The following is a 2632-nucleotide window of genomic DNA, read 5'->3' as shown; positions in this document are numbered from 1 at the left end:
GGTTGCTCGGGGCGACGGACCGCCACCCCGCTGCGGGGGTCCGGGCGGGCCCGTAACGGGGGTGGGGCGCGCACCCGGTGGGGGGGTGCGCGCCCCTCGTCAGCGGGCGTGCGGTCAGCCTCCGCCGTCGTTCCGGCCACCGCCGCCGACCGCCGGATCGGGGTTCGGACCCCCGGTCGGGTTCGGGTCGGGCGGGCACATGCCCGGCAGGCACGTGATGGTCGGGCGGGTCGGGACCGACTGGGTGTTGCTGTTCCGCGACGTCGGCGGAGCGCTCGACTCCTCCTCCTCGCGGCTCTTGGACGTCGAGGACGTCGGCGCGGAGGACGGCGTGCTCGGCTTCGCCGAGGAGGTCTTCACCGGGTTGTTGTACTGGCCCAGGGGCTTGGCCTTGTCGAAGGTCTCCTTCGGAGTGCCGTCGAGGGCCTTGTCCATGAACTTCTTCCAGATCTGACCCGGCAGGCCGCTGCCGAAGATCGGGCTGCCCGCGGCGTTCTTCAGCGCCACGTTGCCCTCGTTGCGGCCCATCCACACCGACGCCGACAGCGACTTGGTGTAGCCGACCATCCACGCCTTCGAGTTCTGCGAGGCGTCGTCCGGGAGCTCGTGCGTCCCGGTCTTGCCCGCGCACTCGCGGCCACCCGCGCACGCGATCTTCGAGTGCTGCGGGATCGGCTTGAGCGCCTCGGTCACGTTGTCCGCGATGTCCCGGTTGAGCTGGGAGTTGGTCGTGTCGAAGGCGTCGCGCTTGTCGTCGATGTGCTGGTGCAGGATGGTCTCGCCCGACGAGTCGGTGATCTTCGAGACGAAGAACGGCTCGTGGTGGACACCGCGCGCCGCGAACGTCGCGTAGGCCGAGGCCATGTCGAACGGGCGCACCCGCGCGACGTCACCGCCCAGCGCGATACCGGTGTTGGGCTTGGCGCCGCCCTCGCCGAGCAGGGTGTCGAACTTCTGACCGCCGACCGTGACCTGCTTCGGGATGCCCGCGGCCCACGCCGCCTCGGCCACCGCCTCGGCGCCGGTGTGGTTGAACACCAGGTCGTAGAACACGGTGTTCAGCGACAGCTTCATCGCCTCGCGCAGCGGGCACTCCGGGCCGCACGAGTTGGTGGGGTCGGAGGCGTTGCGGATCTTGGTGTCCATGCCGGGGAACGACTTGGGCGACACGCCGTCGAACGGGGAGCCGAGGCCGAACCCGTCCTCCAGCGCCGCCACCAGGTCGAAGGGCTTGAACGACGAGCCCGCCTCCTGGATGGTGCCGGTGGCGTAGTCCAGGCCCATGCCGTCGGAGCCGCCGTAGTAGGCGAGCACCGCGCCGGACTTCGGGTCGATGCCGGTGAGCGAGGTCTTGAGCTCCTCGGGCTCGCCCTTCATGACCTCGTTGACCGCGTCCTCGGCGGCCTGCTGCATCTTCTGGTCGATCGTGGTGTGGATGACGACGCCCTTGCGGCCCGCGTCCTCCTGGGTCATCCCGATCGGTTCCCTGGACATCTCGTAGAACACCTGCTGCTGGATGAACGCCCTGGGACCGCTCAGCGCGTTCTCGGTGACCTCCTCCAGCGGCGCCATCGGGGGCTGCTGCATCGAGTCCGCGGTGGCCTGGTCGATCATGTTGTTCTTGAGCAGCTGGCCCCGGACGTACTCCCAGCGCCCCTTGACGTACTCCGCCTCCTCGGAGCGGCCGGGGTTCTGGATCATGCCGGCGAGCAGGGCGGCCTCGGTCTGCGAGATGTCCTTGAGGTCCTTGTTGAAGTACATCTTCGCGGCGGTCTTCACGCCGTACGCCGACCTGCCGAAGTAGATCGTGTTCAGGTAGGCCGCGAGGATGTCCTCCTTCTTCTGCTGCTTGGACATCTTGTACGCGCGGACCATCTCGTTGAACTTGCGCGTGAGGGTCGCGGACTCGTCCTCGGTGGCCTTCTTGACGTACTGCTGCGTCAGGCCGGAACCACCGCTGTCGCCGCCCTTGACCTGGTACCAGACCGCGCGGGCGATGGCCGTGAAGTCGAAGCCGGGGTTCGTCATGAACGTCGGGTCCTCGGCGGCGAAGACGGCGTTCTTGACGACCTCGGGCAGCTCCTCGTAGGTGATCATCGACCGGTTGGACCCGCTGTCCGCGATCGTGGTCATCGGGGAGCCGTCGGAGTACAGCAGCGTGATCGCCTTGCCCTGCTTGGCGGCCACGTCCTCCGGGTTCGGGACGTCGATCACCTGGTAGGCGATCGCGAAGGCGACGACCGGCGACAGGATCATCAGGCCGAGCGCCACGTAGGAGACCCGGCGGACGCGCCGCCAGATCTTCTTGCGGCGCAGGGCGCGCTCCTCGTCGTCGGTCAGCTCGTCGTCGTAGTCGTCCTCGTCGCCCTCGTAGAAGGCGTCGATCTCCTCGTCGGCCTCGCGGTGCGTGAGCAGGTCGGGCTCGCGCTTCGGCGGGGGCGGCGGGGTGAGCGCGGGGAGCATGTCCGTCGGCTCTTCGCCGGGCCTGCGGTCGGGGCCGGGGCCGCCGGGGCGGCGCGGACCGCCGGGACCGCCGGCGCCCAGGTGCCCGCCGGGCGGCACGGGGCCGCCGGGGCCGGGGCGCCGCGGACCGCCGGGGGGCACGGGGGGCCGCACGGGGCCACCGGGGGGA

Annotated in this window: 1 protein-coding gene; it reads right to left on the bottom strand. The window is 70.2% G+C overall.

The features are described 5' to 3' along the window. Positions 1 to 114: 114 nt before the first annotated feature. Positions 115 to 2604, bottom strand: a complete 2490-nt coding sequence (locus tag ACTUAL_RS03200) for a transglycosylase domain-containing protein (RefSeq protein ID WP_440899217.1) — start codon at positions 2602 to 2604, stop codon at positions 115 to 117. Between the last annotated feature and the right edge of the window lie 28 nt (positions 2605 to 2632).

Source organism: Actinosynnema sp., assembly GCF_052038725.1.
The sequence above is the reverse complement of the archived record's forward strand: the minus strand, read 5'-3'. Positions and strand labels throughout refer to the sequence as shown.